At 71.7% G+C, this 21,359-nt stretch carries 21 protein-coding genes and 1 tRNA gene; 12 read left to right on the top strand and 10 right to left on the bottom strand.

Annotated features, from left to right (window positions below; translation table 11 throughout):
- Positions 1-50: 50 nt before the first annotated feature.
- A complete protein-coding gene (locus C8N24_RS16045) occupies positions 51-1,328 on the top strand; it encodes a Fic family protein (RefSeq protein WP_121251431.1) in 1,278 nt (425 codons plus the stop codon).
- Here the strand turns inward: C8N24_RS16045 and C8N24_RS16040 are convergent, their stop codons facing one another.
- The 7 genes from C8N24_RS16040 to araD form a co-directional block, all read right to left on the bottom strand.
- On the bottom strand, positions 1,329-1,592 hold the full coding sequence (locus C8N24_RS16040) for a hypothetical protein (RefSeq protein ID WP_121251429.1): 264 nt from the start codon (positions 1,590-1,592) through the stop codon (positions 1,329-1,331).
- A 30-nt stretch (positions 1,593-1,622) separates the two neighbouring features.
- Complete coding sequence (locus C8N24_RS16035) at positions 1,623-2,144, bottom strand: hypothetical protein (protein WP_121251427.1); 522 nt, start codon at positions 2,142-2,144, stop codon at positions 1,623-1,625.
- Positions 2,145-2,219: 75 nt separating this feature from the next.
- On the bottom strand, positions 2,220-3,074 hold the full coding sequence (locus tag C8N24_RS16030; protein WP_121251425.1) for a sterol desaturase family protein: 855 nt from the start codon (positions 3,072-3,074) through the stop codon (positions 2,220-2,222).
- Positions 3,067-3,750, bottom strand: coding sequence for a FadR/GntR family transcriptional regulator (locus tag C8N24_RS16025; RefSeq protein WP_121251423.1), 684 nt, complete (start codon positions 3,748-3,750; stop codon positions 3,067-3,069). The genes C8N24_RS16030 and C8N24_RS16025 overlap by 8 nt, the downstream gene beginning before the upstream one ends.
- 253 nt (positions 3,751-4,003) lie before the next feature.
- Positions 4,004-4,076, bottom strand: a tRNA-Thr gene (locus C8N24_RS16020).
- A 22-nt stretch (positions 4,077-4,098) separates the two neighbouring features.
- Positions 4,099-5,307 carry an L-2-hydroxyglutarate oxidase gene (gene lhgO / locus C8N24_RS16015; RefSeq protein ID WP_121251421.1) on the bottom strand — a complete coding sequence of 403 codons (1,209 nt, stop codon included), beginning with the start codon at positions 5,305-5,307 and terminating at the stop codon, positions 4,099-4,101.
- A complete protein-coding gene (gene araD / locus C8N24_RS16010; RefSeq protein WP_121251419.1) occupies positions 5,308-6,981 on the bottom strand; it encodes an L-arabinonate dehydratase in 1,674 nt (557 codons plus the stop codon).
- Positions 6,982-6,995: 14 nt separating this feature from the next.
- On the opposite strand from araD, the gene C8N24_RS16005 reads away from it, so the two are divergent.
- The 9 genes from C8N24_RS16005 (at position 6,996) to C8N24_RS15970 (ending at position 15,075) form a co-directional block, all read left to right on the top strand.
- Positions 6,996-7,691 carry a ribonuclease activity regulator RraA gene (locus tag C8N24_RS16005; RefSeq protein WP_121251417.1) on the top strand — a complete coding sequence of 232 codons (696 nt, stop codon included), beginning with the start codon at positions 6,996-6,998 and terminating at the stop codon, positions 7,689-7,691.
- Between the two features lie 13 nt (positions 7,692-7,704).
- Entirely contained in the window at positions 7,705-8,460 is a 756-nt protein-coding gene (locus tag C8N24_RS16000) for a GNAT family N-acetyltransferase (RefSeq protein WP_121251414.1), read from the top strand.
- A gap of 22 nt (positions 8,461-8,482) precedes the next feature.
- Positions 8,483-9,985, top strand: coding sequence for a metallophosphoesterase (locus C8N24_RS15995; RefSeq protein ID WP_121251412.1), 1,503 nt, complete (start codon positions 8,483-8,485; stop codon positions 9,983-9,985).
- Positions 9,986-9,997: 12 nt separating this feature from the next.
- The gene (locus tag C8N24_RS15990) at positions 9,998-11,209 is read left to right on the top strand and encodes an adenosylmethionine--8-amino-7-oxononanoate transaminase (RefSeq protein ID WP_121251410.1); all 1,212 of its coding nucleotides are present in this window, start codon (positions 9,998-10,000) and stop codon (positions 11,207-11,209) included.
- Complete coding sequence (gene bioD, locus C8N24_RS15985; protein ID WP_121251408.1) at positions 11,206-11,793, top strand: dethiobiotin synthase; 588 nt, start codon at positions 11,206-11,208, stop codon at positions 11,791-11,793. Before C8N24_RS15990 ends, bioD begins: the two co-directional genes overlap by 4 nt.
- Positions 11,790-12,779, top strand: a complete 990-nt coding sequence (gene bioB / locus C8N24_RS15980) for a biotin synthase BioB (protein ID WP_121251406.1) — start codon at positions 11,790-11,792, stop codon at positions 12,777-12,779. Before bioD ends, bioB begins: the two co-directional genes overlap by 4 nt.
- Entirely contained in the window at positions 12,776-12,940 is a 165-nt protein-coding gene (bsaP, locus tag C8N24_RS34015) for a biotin synthase auxiliary protein BsaP (RefSeq protein WP_170179132.1), read from the top strand. Before bioB ends, bsaP begins: the two co-directional genes overlap by 4 nt.
- Entirely contained in the window at positions 12,919-14,043 is a 1,125-nt protein-coding gene (locus C8N24_RS15975; protein ID WP_121251404.1) for an aminotransferase class I/II-fold pyridoxal phosphate-dependent enzyme, read from the top strand. The genes bsaP and C8N24_RS15975 overlap by 22 nt, the downstream gene beginning before the upstream one ends.
- A gap of 69 nt (positions 14,044-14,112) precedes the next feature.
- Complete coding sequence (locus tag C8N24_RS15970; protein WP_211339990.1) at positions 14,113-15,075, top strand: TerC family protein; 963 nt, start codon at positions 14,113-14,115, stop codon at positions 15,073-15,075.
- On the opposite strand, the gene C8N24_RS15965 is transcribed toward C8N24_RS15970, so the two are convergent.
- Both C8N24_RS15965 and C8N24_RS15960 read right to left on the bottom strand, forming a co-directional pair.
- Entirely contained in the window at positions 15,020-16,009 is a 990-nt protein-coding gene (locus C8N24_RS15965; protein WP_121251402.1) for a C45 family autoproteolytic acyltransferase/hydrolase, read from the bottom strand. The genes C8N24_RS15970 and C8N24_RS15965 overlap by 56 nt on opposite strands.
- Entirely contained in the window at positions 16,006-16,758 is a 753-nt protein-coding gene (locus tag C8N24_RS15960; RefSeq protein WP_211339989.1) for a polysaccharide deacetylase family protein, read from the bottom strand. The genes C8N24_RS15965 and C8N24_RS15960 overlap by 4 nt, the downstream gene beginning before the upstream one ends.
- A gap of 61 nt (positions 16,759-16,819) precedes the next feature.
- On the opposite strand from C8N24_RS15960, the gene C8N24_RS15955 reads away from it, so the two are divergent.
- Both C8N24_RS15955 and C8N24_RS15950 read left to right on the top strand, forming a co-directional pair.
- Positions 16,820-18,073: a sensor domain-containing phosphodiesterase gene (locus tag C8N24_RS15955; protein WP_121251398.1), complete on the top strand. Its 1,254-nt coding sequence runs from the start codon at positions 16,820-16,822 to the stop codon at positions 18,071-18,073.
- Between the two features lie 58 nt (positions 18,074-18,131).
- Positions 18,132-19,508 (top strand): hypothetical protein, encoded by a 1,377-nt coding sequence (locus C8N24_RS15950; RefSeq protein WP_121251396.1) that lies wholly within the window; start codon positions 18,132-18,134, stop codon positions 19,506-19,508.
- On the opposite strand, the gene C8N24_RS15945 is transcribed toward C8N24_RS15950, so the two are convergent.
- Positions 19,505-21,289 (bottom strand): putative bifunctional diguanylate cyclase/phosphodiesterase, encoded by a 1,785-nt coding sequence (locus C8N24_RS15945; RefSeq protein ID WP_121251394.1) that lies wholly within the window; start codon positions 21,287-21,289, stop codon positions 19,505-19,507. The two genes, C8N24_RS15950 and C8N24_RS15945, sit on opposite strands and share 4 nt — an antisense overlap.
- Between the last annotated feature and the right edge of the window lie 70 nt (positions 21,290-21,359).

Genomic DNA, 21,359 nt, shown 5'->3' with positions numbered 1-21,359 from the left:
TCGGTAAGCCATACCGCCGGTGTTCAAGGTTACGAGATAAGCTTGAATAAGTGTCGTCGCTGATCAAGCTTCAATGGCAGACCGACGCGCGGTCGAGCCTCTCACGACGCGACCGACAGGGCTGCGACTACGAGGCGTACGTACCGGACCTCCTCGCCGACGCGCCGATCTCATTCGATGGCGACACCGCCGCGGACGTCAGCGACGCCGAGGTCGCGATCCGTCGGCTCAACCAGGAGACCACGACGCTCGCCGACTCCGAAGCGATGGCACGTCTGTTGCTACGAGCGGAAGCGGTCGCCTCCTCGAAGATCGAAGGGCTCGAAGTCGGGGGACGGCGCTTGCTCCGAGCCGACCTGGCCCGCAGCTTGGACGACGCCCGGCCCGATGTGACCGCGACGGAGGTGCTCAACAACGTCGAAGCGATGCACTGGGCCGTCGAGACGCTGAGCGGCGCCAGAGAGCTGGAGGTCGACGATCTCCTTGCGGTGAACGAGCGCCTGCTCGCAGGCACTGACATGGAGCCGCACGGAGGCAAGATCCGCGAGGAGCAGAACTGGATTGGCGGAAGCAGCTTCAACCCGTGCTCCGCGGCGTTCGTGCCCCCGCCCCCCGGGCACGTGCTCGAGCTGATGCAGGACCTCTGCGCGTTCTGCAACCAGGACCGGCTCCCGGCGGTGGCGCAGGCCGCGCTGGCCCACGCGCAGTTCGAGACGATCCATCCGTTCGCGGACGGCAATGGTCGCACCGGGCGTGCGCTGATCCACGTCATCCTTCGCCGCAGAGGGGTCGCGCCGAGGTTCGTCCCTCCCATCTCGCTCGTCCTGGCGACCTGGTCGAGCGACTACATCGATGGGCTCACGCGCACGCGCTACGCGGGATCACGCAGCAGCGAAGCGGCCTTAGAGGGGATGAACGCGTGGGTGTCGCTCTTCGCCGGAGCTTGCCAGCGCGCGGTCGCGGACGCTGATGCCTTCGAGGCCAGAGTTCGAGCCCTCCAGACGGAATGGCGAGAGCGCCTCGGGCGAGTGCGCAAGAACTCGGCGGTCGACCTCCTGCTCGCGGCGCTCCCTGGAGCCCCGGTCATCACCGTGCAGAGCGGCGCTTCGCTCATCGGCCGCAGTGTCCAGGCGGTCAACGAGGCGATCCCACGGCTGGTCGAAGCGGGCGTGCTCAAGCAGACCAACATCGGCCAGCGCAACCGCGCGTTCGAGGCCGCCGAGCTCATCGACAGCTTCACGGCCCTCGAGCGACAGCTCGCCAGCCCGACTGCGGACACGATCACCGCACCGCCGGAGCGGCGAGTGCCCGCTCGACCGCAGCCGTGACTAGCGCGTGAGCCGGCGCGCGGCCGACGCGGCGGTCGCGGCCTTGGCCGCCAGCTTCCCGAGCTTGCGTGCTTCGAGCTTGGTGAGGTTCTTCGGGTTCCCGCGGGACTTCGTCACCAGCTTGCGCGCCTCTTTGCGTTCCGCTTCGGAAAGCGCGCCCCAGCCCGCCTGCAGCATGAGGAAGGCCGTCGTGGCGTGACGCCGGAACTCGCCCCAGGGGACGTTCCGGACCTGGGGCAGTCGGCGCTTGGAGGGCTCGGCCATCACCTCCGAGGGTACCGGGGCGCGACCGGGTCACCCGGTTCGGTCTGACGCTGCGCGCTGCGCCTCGACTCGGTCCCAGATGCCGTCGTAGACGTTGAAGTACGGCACCGGCGCGCGTGCCACGGCGTCGAAGACCACGCGCTCGCCGAGCGGACGATCCAGGTGCACGTGGTACGGGCACCCCACGACGTCACCGAGCTGAGGATCGATCGGCGTGCACACCGTCGCGAACACGACGACACGTTCGTCGTCCTCGGCCACGAGGATCTCGTCCATGTGCTCGTCGCGTTGCATGTCGTAGCGCAGCTGCAAGCGTCCGGCTTCACGTTCCATGTGGCCGGTGCACCGGCGCGGACGAACCTCGCGGGGCGCGTCGCCGCAGACGTTCACGTCGACCGCCGCGCCGAGCCGGGCCGATACCGCTTCGAGCGCGTGCTCCTCGTCAGGCGCGGTGACGAACAGCTGCGTCGGGTGCGTCTCGTAGTGATGGACGGAGTGCACGAGCACGCCCTCCTTGAGCAGCGCGGCGCGGTCCTCGGTGGTGATCGTCATGCAGCGGACGCTGCCAGGCCGGCGCCTCGTCGTGGCTTCGCGCGCGTGGAAAGGTGCAGAGCGGGTGCGGATTCGTCACACGGTGTGACGCTTGCGTGACGGCTCCGGCCGCCAGCCGGGTCCGTGCAGCAGCACCGCGAGCTTCGTGCGCAGGCCCTTGGCGGCCCGCACGTCGTGCGCGAGCGCGATGTACTCGTGGAACGCGACGCGGACCGGGTGGAAGGTCGTGAGCTGCGTCGTCAGCCCGTACTTCACGCGCTCGCCTTCGGGTTCCCAGGTGCCGAACAGGCGGTCCCAGATGATCAGGATGCCGCCGTAGTTCTTGTCCAGGTACTGGTCGTTCATGCCGTGGTGGACCCGATGGTGCGACGGCGTGTTGAAGAAGCCCTCGACCCAGCGCGGGAGCCGCTTGATCCGCTCCGTGTGAATCCAGAACTGGTAGATCAGCGACCACGCCTGGGCGAGCAGCACCATCCAGACCGGGAAGCCGAGCAGCGGCAATGGCAGCCAGAACGGGAAGTAGGTCATCGGCACCCACGTCTGCCGCAGCGCCGTGGACAGGTTGAAGTGCTGCGAGCTGTGGTGCACGACGTGGCTGGCCCAGAACACGCGGCTCTCGTGCGAGACGCGGTGGAACCAGTAGTACGCGAGGTCGTCGGCGAAGAACAGCAGCACCCACGTCAGCGGGTTGTGCGGGTCCAGCCGCAGCGGCGTGAGCTCGTACAGCGCGGCGTAGACCGCCACCACCACGAGCTTCCAGCCGACGTTGATGGCCACGTTCCCGATGCCCATGGCCAGGGACGTGCCGGTGTCCTTGAGGTCGTAGCCGACCAGATCCTCGTGGTCGTGGTCGAGGTGCCGGAACGACGCGTACTCCGCGATCAGCAGGAGCACGAAGAACGGGATCGCGTAGTAGAGGACCTCAGCCACGGGGGATCGAGCGCTCCAAGAGGTCAGCGGCTCTCGTGCGCGCGTCCTCGTCGTGGTTGGCGATCGCCTGGGCGAGGCCGCGGATCGTGTCGGCGTCTTGCAGCTCGGCGGCAACGGCGTGCGCGTCGATCGCGACGGCGTGCTGGCGCGGCGCGATCAACGACGTCAGGGCAAGGCGGTAGGCGATGTTGTCGGCGCCGTCGACGATCAGCTCCCAGAGCACCTCGTAGTGCGCGTTCCGCGCCTCGAGGTCCTCGACGGCGGCGAGCTGCTCGGCGCGCGCGACGATCTGCGCCTTGGTCGCTGCGTCGGCGCGCTCGGCGCACCGTCTCGCCGCGTCCGCACCGATGCACGCGCGCATCTCCATCGCCGCGCGCGGCACGTGCAGCGCATCCGGCGCGTCCCCTTCCGCGGCGAGGTCGAGCAGGAGCTCGAGGCCGCCGTGGCGCCGCCAGTCGCGCACCCGCGTCGCGCCGCCCTGGCTGATCGACACCAGTCCGGCCTGTTGGAGCCGCTTGAGTGCCTCGCGGACGCCGTGCCGGCTGGTCTCCAGCTCCTCGCTCAGCCGGCGCTCCGAGGGCAGCGCGGCGCCGACCTCGTACCGGCCGCCAAGAATGTCGCCGCGCAGCTGAGAGTGGATGCGATCGGAGACCGTTGAACTGGTTGGACCAGTCATGAGGGCTGGTTATACCAGTCGGCGCGCCGTGGCGCCAGCGATGCCCGCACGGCCGTGGCGACCCGGGTTCTGGAACTTGGCGTTCAACGCAGCACGGTTCCATGACGACGACGCTCGAGCGGGTCCGCGTCTGATGTCCACCCGGCGTACGGGCGTTACCGACGGGGCGACACGGAGGTGATCACGCGGCGCTCGTGGACGAGGACCTGGCTCGCGGCGGCGCCGGTCGCGGTCGAACTCTGAACCGGCGCAGAGCCCTCTGCCGGACTCGAACCGGCGACCCCTTCCTTACCATGGAAGTGCTCTACCAACTGAGCTAAGAGGGCGTGCGGAGAAGCAGGGTAGCGACTACGCCGCGTCGAGTCGATCCGCGAGCATCTTGGCGATCGCCAGGGACGAGGTCGCAGCCGGGGACGGGGCGTTGCGAACGTGCAGGACGCCCGGCGCAGAGCCGAACGCGAAGTCGTCCAGCAGGGCGCCCGATCGGTCGACGGCTTGGGCGCGGATTCCCGCCGGGCCGGGCTCGACGTCGGAGGCCTGCAAGGCCGGGACGTACTCCGCGCACGCCCGCACGAAGGACGCGCGGCGCGCGGCGAAGTGCATCTCGGTCAGGCCGGTGCGCCAGAAGCGGCGGGCCATCCGCCACGTCCCGGGCCAGCGCAGGGTCGAGCCGAGGTCGTACCGGCTCACGGACGACAGCGAGTAGGCCGTGCGCGACGGTGCGAGCAGGGCCGTCGGGCCGAGCCAGATGTCGCCCGAGATCGTCTTGGTGAGGTGGACGCCGAGGAAGGGCAACGACGGATCCGGGACGGGGTAGATGAGGGACCGCACCAAATACCGCGCCGAGGGCTTGAGCTTCGCGTAGCCGCCGCGGAACGGGATGATGCGGGGGTTGTCGGAGTCGCCGGACGCGGCGGCCAGGCGGTCCGACCAGAGGCCGGCGCAGGCGATCGCGCGCCCACACGGGATGTCTCCCTCGCTCGTCGCAACCACTGTGGTGGAGCCGTGCCGCGCGAGCGATCGGACCGCCACGCCCAAGGCGATCGTCGCGCCCAGCCCCTGGATCTCCGCGGCCATCGCGCGGCCCACCGCGGCGAAGTCGACGATGCCGGTCTCGGGGGAATGCAGGGCGGCGGCGCCGACGGCGTGCGGTTCGATCTCCGCGATCTCGGCACCCGACAGGCGCCGCAGGCCCGGCACGCCGTTCTCGACTCCACGGCGCTCGAGCTCGTCCAAAGCCGCCAGCTCCGACTCGTCCCGCGCGATGATCAGCTTGCCGCACTTCTCGTAGGGCACGCCGTGCTCGTCGCAGTAGCGGTACATCGCGTCGCGGCCGGCGGCGCACAGCTGGGCCTTCAGAGACCCGGGCTTGTAGTAGATGCCGGCGTGGATGACGCCGGAGTTGTGGCCGGTCTGGTGGGCGGCGATCGACGGCTCGCGCTCCAACACGAGCACGCGCGTGCCCGGCGACCGCAAGAGCAGCTCTCGCGCGGTCGCGAGGCCGAGGATGCCTGCCCCGATGACGATGACGTCCCAGGGGCCTTCGAAGGTGTTCATCTAATGGATGGCTGGTTCAGGGACGCCGCCGGCGCCGTGGAGGAAGTCGAAGTCGCAGCCCTCGTGCGCCTGGGTGACGTGCTGGGCGAACAGCTGGGCGTAGCCGCGCGTCGCGGGGAGCTCTCGGGGCACCCAGGAAGAACGACGGGCCGCGAGGACTTCTTCCGGGACGTCGAGGTCCAGGCGGCGGGCCGGGACGTCCAGGACCACGAGGTCGCCGGTCTGGACCAACGCGAGCGGGCCGCCGACGAACGACTCGGGCGAGACGTGCAGCACGCACGTCCCGTAGGCGGTGCCGGACATGCGGGCGTCGCTGACCCGCACCATGTCGCGGACGCCGGCCGCCAGCAGCTTCTTGGGGATCGGCAGCATGCCCCACTCCGGCATGCCCGGGCCGCCGAGCGGTCCCGCGCTCCGTAGCACCAGCACGGAATCGGGTGTGACGTCCAACGACGGGTCGTCGATCCGCGCCACCATGTCGTCGTAGTCCTCGAAGACCACCGCCGGGCCGGTGTGCTGCAACAGCTCCGGGGACGCGGCCGAGTGCTTGATGACCGCTCCTTCCGGTGCCAAGGACCCTCGCAACACGGCCAGCCCGCCCTCGGCCTTGACGGGGTTCGACAGCGGCCGGATGACGTCGTCGTCGTACACGGCGGCGCCCTCCAGCGTTTGCAGCAGCGAGAACCCGGACACGGTCGGGACGTCGTGCAGGTCCAGCCGGGACATCAGCCCTCGCAGCCCGCCGGCCTCGAAGAAGTCCTGCATCAGGTACTGCCCCGACGGCCGCAGGTTCGCGAGCACGGGGACCTCACGCGACAGGCGGTCGAACAGGTCCACGGTCACCTCGATGCCAGCGCGGCCGGCCATGGCGACGAGGTGGATGACGGCGTTGGTCGACCCGCCCAACGCCAATACGACCTTGATCGCGTTCTCGAAGCTCTCCAGCGACAGCGCCGGCTCCGGCAACGAGACGATCCGCCGCCCCGACGCGACCGCCATGCGGGGATGGTCCGAGTCCGCCGCCGGGATCGACGCCGCGCCCGGCAGGGACAGCCCCAGCGCCTCGACCGCCGACGTCATGGTCGACGCCGTCCCCATCGTCATGCAGTGCCCGGGCGAGGACGCGATCCGCTCCTCGGCCGAGTGCCAGTCGTCCTCGGTGATCGTCCCGGCCCGGAGCTCGTCCCAGTACTTCCAGACGTCCGAGCCTGAGCCCAGCGTCCTCCCGCGCCAGGACGCCCGCAGCATCGGGCCGGCCGGCACGAAGATGAACGGCAAGCCCGCCGACAGCGCCCCCATGACCAACGCCGGCGTCGTCTTGTCGCAGCCGCCCATCAGCACGGCGCCGTCGAAGGGATAGGACCGCAGCAGCTCCTCGGTCTCCATCGCCAGCAGGTTCCGGTAGAGCATCGTCGTCGGCTTCATGAACGGCTCGCTGAGCGACAGGGCCGGGATCTCCAACGGAAACCCGCCCGCCTGGAACACGCCCCGCTTGACGTCCTGCGCCCGGTCGCGCAAGTGCGTGTGGCACGGGTTGATCTCCGACCACGTGTTGACGATCGCGATGACCGGCTTGCCGGCGAAGTCCTCCCGGTCGTAGCCCATCTGGAGCGTCCGCGAGCGGTGGCCGAAGGACCGCAGGTCGTCGACGCCGAACCATCGGTGGCTGCGCACGTCAACATCGTGCCATGGACGCGCGCACGATCGAGCTGCTCAAGCAGGTCAGCACCGCCACGATCTCGACGCAGCTGCTCTCCCGCGGGCTGCGGAACACGTTCCTGCACGGGATCAAGCCGCTCACGGGCCACCGGATGGCGGGCCCCGCCTTCACGCTCCGGTACATCCCGGCGCGCGAGGACATCGACGTCCTGGCCGTCTACCAGGACTACGACCACCCGCAGCGCAAGGCGGTCGAGACCGTCCCGCCCGGGCACGTGCTGGTGATGGACTGCCGCGGGCAGGGACGGGCGGCGAGCGCCGGCGGCATCCTCGCCACGCGCCTGCAGGTGCGGGGAGCGGCCGGGCTGGTGACCGACGGGACGCTCCGGGACACGCCGGAGATCGCCAAGCTCGCCGCGCTCCCCGTGTACGCCGCCGGGGCGAGCCCGCTGACGAACCTCGCCCAGCACCACGCGGTCGACCTCGACGTGCCGATCGGCTGTGCGGAGGTGGCCGTCTACCCCGGCGACGTCATGGTCGGGGACGCGGAGGGCGTGGTCTGCGTGCCCCGGCACCTCGCGCAGGAAGTCGCCGAGGCGGCCTCCGAGCAGGAGCGGCTGGAAGCGTTCATCCAGCAGGAGATCGCCGCCGGGAAACCCCTGCGCGGGACCTACCCGCCGGACGAGGCCACGCGCGAGCGCTACCGCCTGCAGGCCGACGGGTAGCCTCCCGGCCCACATGGACGACGCGGAGCTCAAACGCCGCCTGTGGGAAGGCTTCGCCGCCCTGCAGACCCTGCTGGGCGGGAACGCCAAGAACGGCTTCGTGATCCGGCGCGAGGGCCTGCTCGCATCGATCGTGCCGAGCGCGCCCGACTCACCCGCGCTCAACGCCGCCGTCGCGCTCGATCCCGCCGCCGCGCCGCGCCACCTCGAGGAGCTCGAGGTCCGCTACGGCGACGCGGGGGTGCGGCGCTGGGCGGTGTGGGTCGACGGCGCGGCGCGCGAGGTGACGAGCGAGCTGCGCCACGCCAACATGGCGATCGCGTCCGCCTCGCCGGGCATGGGCGCCGTCCTGAGCGAGCTCAAGATCGACCTGTCGACCGCCAATCCCCGGCCCAACGCCAACCTGCAGCAGGTCGGCCGTGTCAACGACCTCGCGTACGGGAACGTCGACAGCCGGCTCGAGCGCACGCTCAACACGCTCGACGAGGGCACGCTGCGTGGCTACCGGGCCGACCTCAACGGCGCGCCCGCCTCGGTCGCGCTCGCGCTGCACCACGGGCAGGACTGCGGCGTCTCGTTCGTCGCGACGATCCCGCAGGCGCGCCGGCACGGCCTCGCCACGCAGGTGATGCGCAGCGCGCTCGCCGACGCCCAGCGCCACCAGCTGACGACGATCACGCTTCAGGCCACCGAGCTGGGGGAACGCCTGTACCAGCAGCTGGGTCTGAGACGCCTCTCCCCGATGGAGCTGTGGGAGCGGCGGCGATGACCTCGTACGTTGGTAGAGCGGAATGGCGCATGTTGCACAGCGGCCACCGGCCTGGGCCCGGCGGGACCTGAAGGCCCGCCTGATCACCTACGCGCGACGCGCGCTGTCGGTGATCCTCGTCGTCGCGGCGACGGCCGCCGGCGGGTACCTGGCGCTCGTCGGCTACCACCAGAGCGCGACGCTGTCCGTGGGCGAGATCCGGATGTCGGTCTCCCCCGGCCACCGCGGAGCGCTCGACGTGTACGTCCCGCTCGTGGACTGGGGCGCGCGCTTCGAGGCGATCCGCGCGCCGATCCGCCTGCGGGTGGACCTGCAGACCGTCAACCGCCGGGTCGCCACGTCGCTCGCCGAAGGCAAGCCGCTGGACGTCGAGCAGGTCCGCAAGGAGGCCGAGGACGCCCTCCGCACCTACCTGATGCGGTTGATCGGCCTGACCGTCGCCGCCGCGTCCGCGCTCGGCCTGCTCGTCGCCTTCGCCATCCGCAGCCGGGTCCCGCGCCTGCGCTGGACGGCGCCGACCGCGATCCTCGTGGCGATCGGCATCGGCGTGGCGATGGTCACGCTGGTCCCGCCGCGCGGCGAGATCGCCGACCCGCAGTACTACGCGCACGGCCCGGACATCCCGCGCGCGCTGGAGGCCGTCGAGGCCGCGCAGCGCACCCCCGGCGTGCTCGACCAGGAGCTGGACGCGCAGCTCGTCGGCCTCGCCCGGCTCGTGGTCGAACCCGGCCGGCGCCAGAGCCTGACCGGCCAGCCGACGATCACGGTGGCCTCCGACCTGCACAACAACACGGTCGCGCTGGGCGTGCTCGAACGCGCGACCGACGGCGGGCCGCTGTTCTTCGTCGGCGACCTGACCGACCGCGGCTCACCGCTGGAGACCCGGCTCGTGAGCCGCATCGTCCACACCGGCGATCCGTTCGTGTTCGTCTCCGGCAACCACGACTCGGACTATCTCAAGCGCGAGCTCGCCGCCGCGGGCGGGATCGTGCTCACGCAGCGAGGGCGCCTCAAGCAGGACGGGACCTACGGGCCGGTCATCAACAAGATCGCCGGCCTGCGGGTCGCGGGCTACGACGACCCGTTCGAGCGGCGCAGCGCGGAGTCGTTCCGCGACCGCTTCGACAACAACCCGCAGCCCGGCATGCAGGAGGCGTTCCTCCAGTGGCTGCGCCCGCTGATCGGCAAGGTGGACGTGGTCATGGTCCACGAGGGCGCGCTGCTGAGCACGGCCTTGGACGTCCTGAAAGACGATCCGCCACAGAGCCCGCTCGTGTTCCTGATCGGCCACACGCACAAGACCGCGCTCGACCAGCGGCCCGGCGTGACCGTCATCAACGGCGGCAGCATCGGCGCCGGCGGGACCGGCAACCTGGCCGAGAGCACCGAGCTCAGCCTCGCCCGCTTCACCTTCACGACGAAGCCCGCCTTCCAGCCGCTCGCGGCCGACCTCGTCTCGATCGACCCCGGCACCGGCAACTCCTCCGCGCGGCGCGCGATCTTGGAGCCGGAAACGACTCGATAGGGTCGAGCGTCTGTGAACGCCGACCTGCTGGAACTCGACCGCACCCGCATCTGGCACCCGTACGGGCCGATGCCGGCGGCTCAGGCGCCCCTGCCGGTGGCGTCCGCCGAGGGCGTGCGGCTCACGCTCGCCGACGGTCGCGAGCTCGTCGACGGCATGGCCTCCTGGTGGTGCGCCATCCACGGCTACCGCCACCCGGTGATCGACGCGGCCGTGCAGGACCAGCTCGGCCGGATGGCCCACGTGATGTTCGGCGGGCTCACGCACGAGCCGGCGATCCGCCTGGCCGAGCGGCTGACCGACTGGACGGGGCTCGACCACGTCTTCTTCGCGGACTCCGGCAGCGTGTCCGTCGAGGTCGCGATCAAGCTCGTCCTGCAGTCCTGGCACGGTGAGCGGCGGCAGCTGCTGACCTGGCGCGGCGGCTACCACGGCGACACGTTCGGCGCGATGGCCGTCTGCGACCCCGACGGCGGCATGCACTCGATGTGGCAGGGCTCGCTGGCCGAGCACGTCTTCGCGCCGCTTCCCGAGTGGACGCCGGAGTGGGAATCCGCGGTGCGCGCCCTCTTCGAAGCCCACGACTTCGCCGGCGTGATCGTCGAGCCGATCGTGCAGGGCGCGGGCGGGATGCGCTTCCACCCGCGCGAGTGCGTGCAGCTCCTGCGCGACCTGTGCGACGAGTACGGCGTCCCGCTCGTCCTCGACGAGATCGCCACCGGCTTCGGCCGCACCGGCACGCTGTTCGCGGCGGCCGAGCTGGCGGACGTCCTCTGCCTCGGGAAGGCGCTCACCGGCGGCTACATGACGCTCGCCGCGACGCTCTGCCGGGCCGAGCTGGCCGCGAAGGTCGACGGCCCGCTGATGCACGGCCCCACGTTCATGGCCAACCCCCTGGCGGTGTCCGCCGCGCTCGCCTCGACCGGCCTCCTGCAGGACGGCGCCTGGGAGGCCGACGTCGCGCGGATCGAGCGCGGGCTCGGCGCCCTGCACGACGCGCGCGAGCTCCCCGGCGTGAAGGACGTGCGCGTGAAGGGCGCGATCGGCGTGATCCAGCTCGACCACCCGATCGACGGGGTCGCAGCCACCCGGGCAGCGGTCGAGCACGGCGTCTGGCTGCGGCCGTTCCGCGACCTCGTGTACACGATGCCTCCCTACGTGACCGACGACGACGACATCGCGCGCATCTGCCGCGCCGCCATCGCAGGAGCCGCGGCCGGATGAGGGTCGTGGTGACCGGAACCGACACCGGAGTCGGCAAGACCTGGGTCTCCGCGGCGCTCGCGCGCCCCGGCGACGCCTACGTCAAGGCCGCGCAGACCGGCGACGACGACGACGCGGCGGTCGTCCACGAGCTCAGCGGCGCCGAGGTCCACACGCTCGCGCGCTACCCGGAGCCGCTCGCCCCCGCCACCGCCGCGCGCCGGGCCAAGCTGCCGACCGTCCTGATGGCCGAGGTCGCCCACTTCGTCGCCCAGCTCGACCACGAGCGCGTGATCATCGAGGGCGCGGGCGGTCTGCTCGTCGCGCTCGACGACCAGGGCGGCACGATCGCCGACGTCGCGCACCTGCTCGACGCGCCGCTCGTGGTCGTGGCCCGCGCCGGCCTCGGCACGCTCAACCACACCGCGCTGACGGTGGAAGCGATCGAGCGCCGCGGCCTGCGCTGCCTCGGCATCGTGATCGGCGCGTGGCCGCGCGATCCCGACCTCGCCGCCGAGTGCAACCTCCAGGACCTCACGCAGATCGCACCGCTCCTCGGGAAGATCCCCGAGGGAGAATTCACGACCATGGAGCTGCCCGCATGATCCTCGACATCGCCCGTGAGCAGGTCCTCGAGCGGAGGATCGGCCTCGACGAGGCGCAGACCCTCGAGGTGCTGCGCCTGCCCGACGAGCGGGTCGACGACGCGCTCGAGCTCGCCCACGAGGTGCGCATGCGCCACTGCGGGCCCGAGGTGGAGGTCGAGGGCATCGTCTCGATCAAGACCGGCGGCTGCCCCGAGGACTGCCACTTCTGCTCGCAGTCGGGGCGGTTCGAGACGCCGGTCCGCGCCGTCCGGCTGGACATCCCGTCGCTGGTCGAGGCCGCGCGCGAGACGGCCGCCACCGGCGCGACCGAGTTCTGCATCGTCGCCGCCGTGCGCGGGCCCGACAAGCGGCTCATGGACCAGGTGCGCGAGGGCGTCAAGGCCATCACGGACAACGTCGACATCAACGTCGCCTGCTCGCTCGGCATCCTCACCCGCGAGCAGGGCGAGGAGCTGCGCGACCTCGGCGTGCACCGCTACAACCACAACCTCGAGACGGCCCGCAGCCACTTCGGCAACGTCGTCACCACGCACACGTGGGAGGAGCGCTGGGAGACGCTGCAGCTCGTGCGCGAGATGGGCATGGAGGTCTGCTGCGGCGGCATCATCGGCATGGGCGAGTCGCTCGAGCAGCGCGCCGAGCTGGCCGCGCAGTTCGCCGCGTTGAACCCCGACGAGGTGCCGCTGAACTTCCTCGACCCGCGCCCGGGCACGCCGTTCGCGTCGCTCGAGCCGGTGCCGGCGCTGGACGCGCTGCGCACGATCGCCGCCTTCCGCCTCGCGCTCCCGCGCACGATCCTGCGCTTCGCCGGCGGGCGCGAGCTCACGCTCGGCGACCTCGGCGCGCGCCAGGGCATGGTCGGTGGCATCAACGCGGTGATCGTCGGCAACTACCTGACGACGCTCGGCCGCTCGCCGCAGGAGGACCTCGACCTGCTGGCCGAGCTGTCGATGCCCGTGAAGGAGCTCTCGAAGACGCTGTGAGCTACTGCCCGGGGTGTGGGAAGACGGTCGAGGAGGCCGGGCACGAGACGTGCGTGCGGGCCCTGGACCCGCCGCGCTGGTGCGTGCACTGCGGGCGCAAGCTCAAGGTCCAGGTGCTCCCGACCGGCTTCAAGGCGCAATGCGTGAGCTGCCCGACGTAGCGCCGGAGCTGCGCCGCTTCCTGCGCGAGGTGCAGTCGGCGCAGGGGCCGCGGGTGACGCTGGACGGCCGCGACGTGCTCCTGCTGTGCTCGAACGACTACCTCGGGCTGGCGGGTGACCCACGCGTGGCCGAAGCCGCGGGTGAGGCGGCGGCGCGCTGGGGCGCGGGCGCCGGCTCGTCCCAGCTCGTGAGCGGCCACATGAGCATCCACCGCGAGCTCGAGGAGCGGCTGGCCGAGCTCAAGGGCTACGAGGCGTGCCTGCTGTTCGGCTCCGGCTTCCTGGCCAACACGGGCGTGATCGCGGCGCTGGCGACCGACGGCGTGGTCGCGTCCGACGCGCTCAACCACGCCTCGATCATCGACGGCTGCCGGCTCGCGCGAGCGCGCACGCAGGTGTACGCGCACGGCGAGATCCCCAGCGGCGCGGACGTGATCGTCACCGACGCCGTGTTCTCCATGGACGGTGACACCGCCGATCTTGCCGCCCTGGTCGAGACCGGCGCGCGCGTGATCGTCGACGAGGCGCACGCGACGGGCGTGATCGGCGCCGAGGGCCGTGGGCTCGTGCACGAGCTGGGCCTGCAGGACCACGTGATCACGATCGGGACGCTGGGCAAGGCGCTCGGCTCCTACGGCGCGTTCGTGTGCTGCTCGCGCGAGGTCGCCGACTATCTGGTCAACCGGGCGCGCACGCTGATCTACTCGACCGCGCTCCCGCCGCCCTCGATCGGGGCGGCGCTCAAGGCGCTCGACCTGATGGATGCGCCGCTCATGGCGCGGCTGCACGCGAACGCGCGGGCGCTGCGAGCCGCGCTGGGCGTCGAGGTGAGCGCCATGCCGATCGTGCCGCTCGTGGTCGGCGACCCCGACGACGCCATGGCCGCGTGCGCCGAGGCGCTGGACGAGGGCGTGTTCGTCCAGGCGATCCGCCCGCCGACGGTCCCCGACGGCACCTCGCGGCTGCGCGCGGTCGCCACCGCGGCGCACGCCCCGGACGAGCTACGTCACGCCGGAACCACACTTCGTGAGAAGACAATGAGCTATCGTCCCCATGGAAGGGAAGTAGTCCCGACGGGTGGCGTTCGTCAGCACGGCCGATAGGCCCGGCGCCACCGGCCGGATTGCGGCGGACGAAACCTTCTCCCGTACCTGCCTGGAGAAGGACAATCCGTGTTTGCCGCCAGTAGCGCTCCTGAACTGAACCTGGACATCAACCTCGCCACGTGGGGGATCCTCGCGGGCGTGATCGTCGTGATGGCGGTCTTCGACCTCGTGATCTACGCCCGCGGGCACGTCCCGAGCGTGCGTGAGAACACGATCTGGTCGGTCGGCTGGATCGCGGTCGCGCTGATCTTCGGCGCGGTGTTCTGGGCCTGGCAGGGCGGCGAGGCCGGCTCGCAGTTCTACGCCGGCTACCTGCTCGAGCGCTCGCTGTCGCTGGACAACATCTTCGTGTTCGCGGTGATCCTGTCCTACTTCGCGGTACCCGGACAGCACGCGCAGGCGAAGGTGCTCGCCTGGGGCATCATCCTCGCGCTGCTGCTGCGCCTGGTGTTCATCATCCTCGGCGCCGCGCTGCTGGACGCGTTCCACATCACGTTCTACTTCTTCGGCGCGCTGCTGCTCTACACCGCCTGGAAGCTCGCCCGCCACGACGACGCGGAGGTCGAGCCCGAGCACAACCCGGCGCTCAAGTTCATCCGCTCCCGCGTGAAGATGACCGACGAGTACGACGGCGAGAAGGTCTGGACGCGCGTCAACGGCAAGCGGATCGCGACGCCGCTGCTGGCCGTCTTCGTCGTGATCGCGACGACCGACATCATCTTCGCGGTCGACTCGATCCCGGCGATCTTCGCGGTCACGCAGGAGCCGTTCATCGTCTTCGCCGCGAACGCCTTCGCGCTGATCGGCCTGCGCGCGCTCTACTTCCTGCTCGTCGGCCTGATGGACAAGTTCATCTACCTGACCCAGGGCCTGTCGTTCATCCTCGCGTTCATCGGCGTGAAGATGCTCCTGGTGGACATCTGGCACGTGCCGATCTGGCTGTCGCTGTCGGTGATCGTCGTGACGCTCGCGCTCACCGCGCTGCTGTCGATGCGAGCCGACCGGAAGAAGAGCGCGTCGGCAGCGTGACCTCGTGGTGCTCGTGGCTGCAGGGCGGACCTGCGGCCACGTGCAGCCGGCGCGTGGAGAGGTTCATGACGACCGAGGCGATCGTGACGGTCTGATCGATCCACGCGTCGCCGGCGTCCACGTGGCGGCAGACGCCCTTCGGGTGGCCGTCGTGGGAGCGGAGCGCGTCGAGCAGCGGCTGGGTCCGGACGACGTCGAGGCGCAGGTGCGTGGTCGGCGACTCGACCGCCATCACGTCCGTCCCGGCCCGGGGCGGGACGATGAAATGGTTCGTGTGCGCGCCGACGGCGCCCCGGAGGACGTTGGCCCCGCCCGGGCTGAGCTCGACGTGCGCGATGTCCCCGGGGGTGGCGACGGTGACGGCGCTGCTCGCGGTCACGCGCGCGGCGGTGAGGACGTCGATCGCCTCGTCGACCGTCTGCGTGGTCTCCAGCACGGTGCGCAGCAGGACGTGGATCGGGATGCCGTCGGTGCCGCCGTCGGCGGTCGTGCGCAGGATGTTCAGGCAGACGCCCAGCCCCGCGTCGTTGAGGCCGATCTTGGCGAGCATGCCGGCCTCGGTGGCGGTCGCGAACCAGCGGCCGTCGTGCTCGACGATCCAGATCACCGTCGAGGCGGCGAGGTCCGGGTGCCAGTCCCAGTTCTGCGCGAGCAGCCCGCCCGCGCCCTGGACGGAGCACTCGTCGGCGCCGTTGAGCAGCTCGGTGCGCGCGTTGACGGCGCGCAGGAAGCCCGGGTCCACGCCGGCGCCGTGCGCGATGGCGTCGATCTCCGCGTGCGGCGGCAGGTCGGCCGGCACGGTCACGCCGCGCTCGTCGAACATGCGGCGGTAGACGGCGACCGTGTGCCGCACCTGCGGGGCCATCGCCCGCCCGAACGCCTCGCCGCGCTGCTTCGCGGTCGGCTCGTCCGAGCGGTGGACGGCGAACGTCATGACGTCACGAAGGCTGCCACATCCGCGTGCGTGGCGAACCACACGTCGGCCCGTTCGCTGACCTCGCGTATGAGCCGGTCGAGCAGCGCCATCCGGTGCCCGCGACCGATCACTTCCGGGTGCATCGTGTAGGTGAGGTGCCTGCGCTCCTCGAGCGCCGACTCGAACTCCTTCAGCCACGTGTCGAGGAACGCCTCGGGCGCGGTGAACGCGTCCCCGCGGCCCGGCTTCCAGTGCAGGTGCGGCCAGTCGTCGAGGCTCCAGTGCACGGGCAGCTCGAGGAGGCCGTCGTGGAAGTACGGGCGGTCGTCGCCCATCAAGCTGCTGTCGTAGGCGAAGCCGTGGTCCTTGAGCAGCTGGAGCGTGGTCGGGGTCAGCTCCCAGCTCGGGCTGCGATACCCGATCGGGGTGGCGATCGGCTGCAGCGCTTCGAGGCCCCGCTCGATCTCCTCGCGCTGGGCGGCCTCGCCGATCGCGTCCGACCGCAGGTGCATGTGGCCGTGATGGCCGATCTCGTGGCCCTCGTCCGCGATCCGCCGGATCGCGTCCGGGTGGAGCTCCGCCGTGTGGCCGGGGACGTAGAACGTGGCCTTGACGTCGTGGCGGCTCAGCGTGTCGAGGATGCGCGGCAGCCCGCGCGTGACGCCGTAGCGTGCCTCGCTCAGCGTCGACAGCCGGTGGGCGTACGCGGGGTCCTCGCCCAGCCAGCCGGTCTCGGCGTCGACGTCGAACGTCAGAGAAATTGCCATTCGCGCCGAATTCGGCCAATCCGTTCGCACTTCGTCGGATTGTGGCCGAAGAGAGAGGGAGATGACCGCCATCCTCCGGGAGGCCGCCCGCGTCGCCGAGCTGCGCTCGATCCTCGACGGCGACCTCATCCGCTCCGTGTATCAACCGATCGTCGACCTCGACACCCACGAGGTCGTCGGCTACGAGGCGCTCGCGCGCGGGCCGGTCGGCTCGTCGCTGGAGCGCCCGGACCTGCTCTTCGCCTGCGCCCGCGAGCACGGGCTGCTGGAGCAGCTCGAGTGGGCGTGCCGCGCCGCCGCGCTGCGCGGCGCCCTCGACGCGCGCCTGCGCAAGACGCTGTTCGTGAACGTCGAGCCGTCGATGCTCGACATGTCCGTGCCGGTCGAGCTGGCCGAGCTGTTCGCCCGCGCCACCCGCGAGCTGGACGTCGTGATCGAGCTCACCGAGCGCGCCCTGACCGACAAGCCGGCCGAGATGCTGGCCCGCGTGGCCGCCATGCGCACCAGCGGGCTGATGATGGCGCTCGACGACGTCGGCGCCGACCGCCGTTCGCTCGCGCTGATGCCGTTCGTGAACCCGGAGGTCATCAAGCTCGACCTGCGCCTGGTCCAGGAGAACCCCTCCCCGGCGATCGCCGCGATCGTCCACGCCGTCAACGCCGAGGCCGAGCGCTCCGGCGCCGTCCTGCTCGCCGAAGGCATCGAGACCGAGGAGCAGCTCGCCGTCGCCCGCGCACTCGGTGCCCGCTACGGCCAGGGCTGGCTGTTCGGCCGCCCGGCCGAGCTGCCGACGGGCACCCGCGAGCTGCCGGTGCCGCTGGCGCCGCGCCGCGTGGTCGCGCCGATCCCGCCGTCGCCCTACCGTGCCGTCGCCGCGCGCGTGCGCCCCCGCCGCGGCACCAAGGGCCTGCTCCTGGCCATCAGCAAGCACCTCGAGGCCCAGGTCGCCGCCCAGGGCGAGTCCGCCGTCGTCTTCGCCGCCTTCCAGGAGGCCCGCCACTTCACCCCGCGCTCGGCCGCCCGCTACGAGCAGCTCGCGACCTCGGCGGCGCTGGTCGGCGCGTTGGGCGTCGGCCTCTCCGCCGAGCCCGTCCCGGGCGTCCGCGGCGCGGACCTCGACGTCGACGACGCCCTGGCCGGCGAGTGGAACGTCACGGTCGTCGCCCCGCACTTCGCGGCGGCCTTCGTCGCCCGCGACCTCGGCGACACCGACTGCCCGGACATGGAGCGGCGCTTCGACTTCTGCCTGACGTACGACCGCGACCTCGCGGTCGAGGCCGCGCGCGGCCTGCTCGCCCGGATCGCTCCGCGCTAGCCGCGCTTTCCAATACAGTCGAGGGTGTGAGCCGGACGATCGCGGTGCGCGTCAAACCGTGAAGGCGAGCGTCTTCGCGCTCGTCGCGCTCGTCGCTGCGCTGATCGTCCCGGCCGCCCACGCCGGGACGTACGACGTGCAGCTGTGCGCGGACCCGCAGGAGACGGGGTTCGCCGTGCGCAACGACAACCCGTCGGTGCTGACGACGCGCGCAGCGTGCCCGCCCGTCCTGACGGACCCGTTCATCGGCGTCCTCGTCGGCACCAAGGTCGAAGTCGGGGACATGCAGGGCGGGACGGCGGCCTCGTGGACGGTCTCGGCGCCGGCCGGCACGTCGTTCGAGACGCTCCGCGTGCAGCGGCGCCTCGCGAAGATCGACCGCGAGTACGAGATCGCGGTGCTCTCCGACGGCGCGGTGGTCGACGGCTGCGGCAGCGGCAGCCGGTGCGACGCGAACGTCGCGACCGTCAACTACGACCTGACGCATGAGGTCGCCTTCCGCGTCCGGTGCGCCGCGACCACCTGCTCCACCGCCACGGGCTCTCGGGCCTGGCTGACGATCGAGTCCGCCCGCGCGACGATCGACGATCCCGCCCCGCCCGTGATCGCACCGACCGCGACCCTCGGCAGCTGGCAGCGGACGCCCGAGGTGAGCGTCGGCGCGACCGACGCCAGCGGCATCGCGTCCGTCGCGCTGCGCAAGGACGGCCAAGCGGTCGGCGCGGTCACCTCGACGTGCGACTTCCGGCATCTGCGGCCGTGCCCGGCCGGCGGCGTGACCGTCAGCGTCGCCCTGCCCGACGGCGCGCACGCGCTGACCGCCACCGCCACGGACGCCGCGGGCCAGAGCAGCACCGCCGCCATCGGCACCCTGCTGCTCGACCGTCAGGCGCCCGGCGCTCCCGAGGGACTCACGGTGCAGCCGAGCGGCGCGGGCTTCTACCTCTACAGCTGGCGCAACCCCGACCAGGGGACGGCCGCACCGATCGCGGCGGCGCACCTGTCCGACGGCACCGTGGTCAGGGGCGCCGGCCTCACGCAGCTGACCTCGGCTTCACCGGTCGAGCGGATCCACCTCGAGGACGCGGCCGGCAACGCCGACCCTGCCACCGCCGTCGGCGTCGGGACCGCGCGGACGCTGCCGCTGAACCCGCCGATCCTGGAGGACGCCGCCGCCCCGCGCATCAAGCTCTCCAGCGCCCGTCGCAGCGGTACGCGGCTGATCGTCAAGGGCAGCGTCGCGAACGCGACGTCCGGCAAGGTCACCGCGACCGTGACCCGCGGCAAGCGCAGCACCCGCAAGTCGGCCGCCGTGCGCAAGGGCAAGTTCTCGATCACGCTGTCGCTCAACGCGACGATGCGGCGCAAGGGCTCTGTGACGTTGACCGTCAAGCACGGCAGCGCCAAGGCCACGAAGCGCTTGCGGTTCCGCTAGAGCGAGACCGCCGCGCGGGTCGCGATGCCCGTCAGCTCGGACGCCGGGACCGGGCGGCCGAACAGGAAGCCCTGGCCGAGGCGGCAGCCGAGCGCGCGAAGCTCGTCCGCCTGCTCCTCGGACTCGATGCCCTCCGGCACGAGGACCAGGCCGAGTGACTCGCCCATGGCCACGATGGCCTGGAGGAGCGCGCCGTCCTCGCAGGCCTCCTGGGTGAAGGAGCGGTCGATCTTCAGCACGTCCATCGGGAAGCGCCGCAGGTACGAGAGGGACGAGTAGCCGGTGCCGAAGTCGTCGATCGCCAGGCGGATGCCGAGCTTGCGCAGGGCCTGGAGGCGCTCGGCGGAGTCCTCGCCGACGAGGGTGGACTCGGTGACCTCGAGCATGAGGCGGGAGGAGACGAGGTCGCCGTCGCGCAGCGCGGCGGCGACCTCCTCGACGAAGCCCTCCTGCTCGAGCTGGGCGCCGGCGACGTTGACGCTCAGGTACGGCGCGCCGGCCCAGGAGGCGGCGGTGCGGCAGGCCTCGCGCAGGACCCAGCGGCCGAGGGGCACGATCAGGCCGGTCTCCTCCGCCAGCGGGATGAACTCGCCCGGGCCGAGCAGGCCGCGGACGGGGTGCTGCCAGCGGACCAGTGCCTCGAAGCCGGCGACGCGGCCGAGGTCGAGGTCGACGATCGGCTGGTAGTGCAACACCAGCTCCTCGTTCTCGATCGCGCGCTCGAGCTGCTCGCGGCCGTCGAGGCGGGCCAGCGCGTTGACGTGCATGTCGGCGGTGTAGACGGCGAAGCGGTTGGTGCCGGAGCCCTTGGCGGCGTACATCGCGAGGTCAGCGTTGCGGAGCAGGTCGCGGCCGGAGTCGGTGCCGGCGATGCCGATCGAGGCGCGCAGGGCCAGCCGCTTGCCCTCGAGCATCACCGGGGCGGCGAGCACCGCGAACAGGCGGTCGACGAGCGCCTCGGGGTCGTCGGCGCCGAGCGCGAGGACCGCGAACTCGTCGCCGCCCAACCGCGCGACCGTGTCGGTGGCGCGCAGCGCGTGCCGGAGACGCTCGCCGCAGATCTCGAGCAGCCGGTCGCCGGCGGCGTGGCCGAGGGAGTCGTTGACGCGCTTGAAGTCGTCGAGGTCGAGGAACGCGACGATCGCGGGGACGTCCGCCTTGAGCACCTCGGCGATGCGCTGCTCGAACAGGGAGCGGTTCGGGAGGCCCGTCAGCGGGTCGGCGAACGCGAGCCGCTGCAGCTCCTCGTCGCGCATGCGGCGGCGGCCGGCGCGGTCGAGCAGGGCGAGCACCGCGGTCAGGGCGATCACGGACAGCACGAGCATGCCCAGCGTGCCGAGCCAGGCGAGGCGCTCGCTGCGCTCGGCGGAGGCGTCGCTGCGGCGCGCGGCGCGGCGCAGGTCGGCCGGGATGGTGTCGAAGTCGACCGCGGCGTCGATCCGGGCGGCCTCCTCGAACTGGCGCGCCCGCATCAGGGCGAACTCCTCCTCGACCAGCGGCTTGAAGCGCATGAAGCGGGCGTGGATCGGCGCGGCGCCAGGGGTGCCCGCCCGCGTGAGCCGGCCCAGGTCCGCCGCCATCTCGACGAGGAGCGCGTTCAGCTCGGCCTGGACGGCGAGCGGCACGCCGGCGCGGGCGTTGGCCTCCGACTCGAGCGCGTCGACCCGGTTGGCGTCGGCCTCGAGCTCGATCAGCGCCTCGTAGCGGCTGCGCTGCTCGTCGGCGCGCAAGTGGAGCACGGCGATGCCGGCTCCCGCCGCCAGAGCGACGAGGGCGACCACAGCCGCGATCGTGAAGGTGCGCCTGCCCAACATCGTCCCGGTGTTCGGCCGGAACTGCCTGGTCTTTACC

The sequence above is a fragment of the Solirubrobacter pauli genome (assembly GCF_003633755.1).
GTDB lineage: Bacteria > Actinomycetota > Thermoleophilia > Solirubrobacterales > Solirubrobacteraceae > Solirubrobacter > Solirubrobacter pauli.
The sequence above is the reverse complement of the archived record's forward strand: the minus strand, read 5'-3'. Positions and strand labels throughout refer to the sequence as shown.

Excerpts from the sequence above, each read along its gene's own strand:
- C8N24_RS15955 (WP_121251398.1), top strand. The coding sequence starts at position 16,820 with ATGACCGCCATCCTCCGGGAGGCCGCCCGCGTCGCCGAGCTGCGCTCG.
- bioD (WP_121251408.1), top strand. The coding sequence starts at position 11,206 with ATGAGGGTCGTGGTGACCGGAACCGACACCGGAGTCGGCAAGACCTGG.
- C8N24_RS15975 (WP_121251404.1), top strand. The coding sequence starts at position 12,919 with ATGCGTGAGCTGCCCGACGTAGCGCCGGAGCTGCGCCGCTTCCTGCGC.
- C8N24_RS16035 (WP_121251427.1), bottom strand. The coding sequence starts at position 2,144 with ATGACGATCACCACCGAGGACCGCGCCGCGCTGCTCAAGGAGGGCGTG.
- C8N24_RS16000 (WP_121251414.1), top strand. The coding sequence starts at position 7,705 with ATGGACGACGCGGAGCTCAAACGCCGCCTGTGGGAAGGCTTCGCCGCC.
- bioB (WP_121251406.1), top strand. The coding sequence starts at position 11,790 with ATGATCCTCGACATCGCCCGTGAGCAGGTCCTCGAGCGGAGGATCGGC.
- C8N24_RS16025 (WP_121251423.1), bottom strand. The coding sequence starts at position 3,750 with ATGACTGGTCCAACCAGTTCAACGGTCTCCGATCGCATCCACTCTCAG.
- lhgO (WP_121251421.1), bottom strand. The coding sequence starts at position 5,307 with ATGAACACCTTCGAAGGCCCCTGGGACGTCATCGTCATCGGGGCAGGC.
- C8N24_RS16005 (WP_121251417.1), top strand. The coding sequence starts at position 6,996 with ATGGACGCGCGCACGATCGAGCTGCTCAAGCAGGTCAGCACCGCCACG.
- C8N24_RS16040 (WP_121251429.1), bottom strand. The coding sequence starts at position 1,592 with ATGGCCGAGCCCTCCAAGCGCCGACTGCCCCAGGTCCGGAACGTCCCC.
- C8N24_RS15995 (WP_121251412.1), top strand. The coding sequence starts at position 8,483 with ATGGCGCATGTTGCACAGCGGCCACCGGCCTGGGCCCGGCGGGACCTG.
- C8N24_RS15965 (WP_121251402.1), bottom strand. The coding sequence starts at position 16,009 with ATGACGTTCGCCGTCCACCGCTCGGACGAGCCGACCGCGAAGCAGCGC.
- C8N24_RS15960 (WP_211339989.1), bottom strand. The coding sequence starts at position 16,758 with ATGGCAATTTCTCTGACGTTCGACGTCGACGCCGAGACCGGCTGGCTG.